This window comes from Dokdonella sp., from assembly GCF_039926425.1.
Taxonomy (GTDB): domain Bacteria; phylum Pseudomonadota; class Gammaproteobacteria; order Xanthomonadales; family Rhodanobacteraceae; genus Dokdonella_A.
In genome coordinates, this window is sequence record NZ_JBDSWZ010000271.1 from 1 (window position 1) to 4,267 (window position 4,267).

1 protein-coding gene is annotated in these 4,267 nt (G+C 64.5%); it reads right to left on the minus strand.

What is annotated here, in order from left to right; genetic code table 11:
• A partial coding sequence (locus ABIV12_RS15340; RefSeq protein WP_348060886.1) for an MG2 domain-containing protein occupies window positions 1-4,139 on the minus strand: 4,139 nt, incomplete at its 3' end.
• Window positions 4,140-4,267: the final 128 nt, after the last annotated feature.

The window sequence follows — 4,267 nt, forward strand, 5'->3', positions numbered from 1 at the left end:
TCGAACTCGTCGCCGGGCGCAACCATCGCTGGCACGTTGGGCGAAAGCACGAAGTCGCCGCGCACCGTGGTGCCGCCCTCGAAGATGCCGGTGCGATCCGGCGCGACCGCGACGGCCATCACGCGCAACCGTCCATTGAAATCGTCCGGCACGTGCCAGCTGAGATCCTTCGTGTCCTTCACATCGATCAGGCCCGACCAGTACGCGACGGGCGGCGCATGTTTCTTGCGGAATGGATTGAGATGGCGACCGAGCGCCGAGTCCTCGTCGCCGCCCGGCGCCGACATGCCGGCCAGCTTCGCGAACTCCGGCAGGATCAGATCCAGCGTCTGGCTCGTGACCACTTCGAGCATGCGTTTCTTGAAGAAGAAATCGAGTGGATCGCCGAGCTTGTAGCGCGCCACCTGCAGGATGCCCTCGTCGATCGCAAACACTGCCACACGCGCGGGTTGCGCGACGGTCACCTTCATCGTCAGGTTTTCGCCCGGCTTGATCTGCGCCGGCGTCGCCACCGTCACCGCATCGCGGCGTGCATCGAGGTTGACCGAAAACGGAACCACGCCGTACGACAACGGACTGGTGAAGATCTCGTCCGACGACGGATCGCGCACGAACTGCACGTTGAGATAGCCATTGCCCTCGAAATCGGCCGGCACGCGGATCTTCTGCACGGAGCCGGTGGTCGACGTCTTGAACCACGCGTGCGCATACACGCGGTCGCGTTCGATCGTCAGCAAGCCGGCGCCGGCGTACGGAGCGCGGATTGCCACTTCAATCTCTTCACCGGGCGCGTAGTCGTGTTTGGACAACGCGAGCTCGAGCTCAGCATTGCGCTCCAGCGAGCGGCTGAGGTTCGCCTCGCCGGCAATGGCGTACTGCACCCGATTGAGTTCCTCGCCCCGCGCGTTCCGCACCACAAGCGCGAAGCTGCCCGGCGTCGCCGTCGGCAGCGCATAGTCGATGCCGGCGGCACCGATTTTCAGCGGAGCTTCGCTGACCGGCACTTCCTTCATCCGCGAATCGTATTTGTAGACGCCCGAATCCTGCTTGGTCAGCACCGACACGTAGCGCCGCTCGACGATCGCAGCCTTCAGTCCGTCGATTGCCGTCCGCTTTGCGTTCGGATCGAGAGCGATCAGATTGACGTTGCGCTTGCTGTCGCGCGTGATGTAGTCGAGACGTCCATCGGCGCGCGCGCCGATCAGATAATCGAGCGACGACACCAGCGTCGCCGCCTCGGCCGCAACGCTGCGCCCGCCTTCCGCTTCATAACCCTTGGCGAGCACATGCAGCCGGTAGGTCGACGTGCCGTACTTGGTCAGGTCGAGCGGGTATTCGACGTTGCCCTGGTCGTCGGTTGTCTTTTCTCCCAACGGTTCGCTATAGCCTTCCTTCGCGTGGTTCGGATCGAAAAACGTGTAGTCGGCAAACGCGCGGAACGTCGGCCACGACGGCGACAACGTCAGCGTCGCCTCGACGCGGCGCTGCTGCGCCGGCGTGCCGAAGAGGTTCATCAGCTGGATCCGCGCACTGAGGTCGTCCGGCTTGACCCAGCCATCGACGACTTCGTGCGACAGATGCGCGGTCGCCTTCATCCGGTCCGGCAGGAATTCCTTGACCTGCACGCTGGTGCTGCCGAGCGGGCTGGTCTCGCCGTCGGCCTTGACCAGAGAAAGATTCACCGTCCACGCGCCCGTTGGCGAGGTTTCCTGCGTCGTGTAGGCCAGTTCTTCAAACGCGTTTGCGCCGAGCTTGAGCGTGCGACGATCGACCACCAGCCCGCGCGGATCGACGATCTCGGCCTGCAGCGGCACGCCGGCAAGGTTACGCGTCCAGTCGGCGGCACGCACGACCAGACCGACATGAAACGTCTCGCCCGGCCGATAGAGGCCGCGGTCGGAAAAGAGGTAGGCGCTCAATTGCCCTGCGTCGCGCGCATTGCGGATGCCACCGACATCGAATCGTGAAAAATCGAGTCGGCGATCGCGTCCGTTGTACGGCAGGAACGCGAAGTCATCGCCTTTCTTCACCACCAGCAACGTCGGCGCCTTCTCGCGCTCGAAACCCTCGAGCGGCGCGAAATGCGCGAGCCCCGTTGCATCGCTCGGCTGCGACACCAGCACCTGGCCGTTCTTGCCGAGAATCTCGACGCTCGCCGCGGCGACCGGCGCACCGCTGCGGATCGATTGCACGAACAGGTCGATGCCGCCATCCAGCGATTTCTTCATCACCGTGCCGAGATCGGTCACGACGATCAGACGTGAGTCGGTGAATGCCGACAGATCGCTGCCGTCCCCGTCGGATTCGCCTTCCGCGTAGCCCTCTCCTTCGCCGCTCTCCTCCGATTCGCCGTCGGCGGCCTCATCGTCGCTGTCGCTTGCAGTGCTGACCTCGGGCTTGGACTTCTTCGCATTCGCCGCGTCGAGCTTCGCGTCGTAGCCGGTCAGCGTGAGAAGGAACACGCCACGCTTGTCCGGTGCGAGATAGTGGCCGAGATCGACGCCTTGATAGTGCGGCTTGGTCGGATCCTCGTCGCCGAATGGAATTTTCTCGGAGAACCGTTCGGTGATCTGGTCGGGGGACAACGCGCCCAGTTCCGGTTTGGCGAACGTGCCGGATTGGTTGAATCCGACCAGGTGCTGGACCTGGTCCGGCAGCACGCGGCCAATCTCCATCTGCATGCCGGGCACATTGCGCGCGACCACGGCAACGCGCTTGTCGCCGTTGAGCGACATCAGCGCGCCGTCGGCCATGAAGCGCAGCATCTTCGGATAGTCCGGCACGCGCACGACATTCGACCACGTGTCGCCAAGGCGATATCCGCCGAACGACGCGAGTCCCTTTGGAATGCGCAGATAGATGTAGCGACCTGCATCGGCGCGATATTTGTAACTGACCTGCGCGTTGAAATCGCGCTCGCCGGCCACCGCTTCGAGGTCGAGCCTGGGTGATGCCTTCAGCACCTTCTCGGCCGGATTGGTGTCGCCGGTCCAGTCGTAGGGTTCGTTGCGCTCGGCGTCGGGCGTGTCCGGGTTGTAGACCGGCAACAGCCACGCCTGCATCGCTTTCGCCGCATCCTTTTCGCCGATCGCCTGCGAGAGTTCGACGTTGAGCACCTGCTCGGGTTCAAAGCGCGCGTTGTCGACGAGGACCGCGTCCATGCTGTTGACCGCAAGGCTGTAGGTTCCGGGAATCGCGACGCGCGCGTCGATCGAATCCGCAAGCGGCGTGCCGCCCGTCGCGGCATGCGTTCCGCGCTCGACCTTCATGGCGATCGAACCGGGGTCCTTCGGAACCGCCAGCGGCTCCGAGTGGATGAACGCGTTGAGTTTCTTCTTGTCGTAGTTGACGACGAACTTGCGCGGCAATGCTTTCGACTTCGGCACCTCCTGGCTCAGTGCGATGCGCTTCTCGAAGTCCGCCGCGTCGAGCGGATGACTGAAGCGGATCTGGAACACCGCTTTCTTGAGCGCCGCGTCCTGCGGATCCTGATAGAACTCGCTGCTGGCGACCGTCGCCTTGAACGGCGCGCTGTCGAATTCCACCGTCGACTGCGGCACGACGACCTGTGGTGCGAACAACTTTGCCTTGTCGAAGTTCACTTCGAAATGCTGGCCGACGGGCCAGTCGGTCGCGGGGGTGAACGTCAGGGTCTGATCGTTGCTCCAGGTCCACGCGCCCTCCAGTGCCGGCTTCAACGCGATGCCCTCGCCCGGCGCCTTGCCGACGCGCTCGATCGGCGCCACCGATCCGGAGAAGAGGATCGTCACCGCGCTGACCGCCACCGGATCATTGTCGTACTGCGTCAACGGCGGCGGAGTGACCTGCGCGGTGATGGATCGCGGAGCCGGCGGATGCGGGCGCGCCTTCCACCAGCGCAGCCCTTGCCACGTGCCGAGGCCGATTGCGAGTGCTGCAACGACGAGGCCGGCCGACCATCCCGGCCGCCGACGGATGCCGCCGGCGACCGACCGCGTGGCACCGGCACTGGCTGTCATCCAGGGCGCCGCCTGCCAGGACATCCGGCCGAAAAGCCGGGTGCCGACCCAGCCGAGCGCGCGAAACAACGCGCACAGCAACGCCCAGAGCGTCTGCGCCAGCCACAACGGCAGGCGCACCAGCCATCGAATCACATCCATTCGGTTGTCCCCAGGTTCGGTTCGACACGCATTGCGCGCGGCGGCATGGTTTCCGATATCGGCCGCGCTGACAACCGGTTTCGTCGGTGGATGCAGGATCGCTGATGGAAATGGCGGAATCGGGGCCG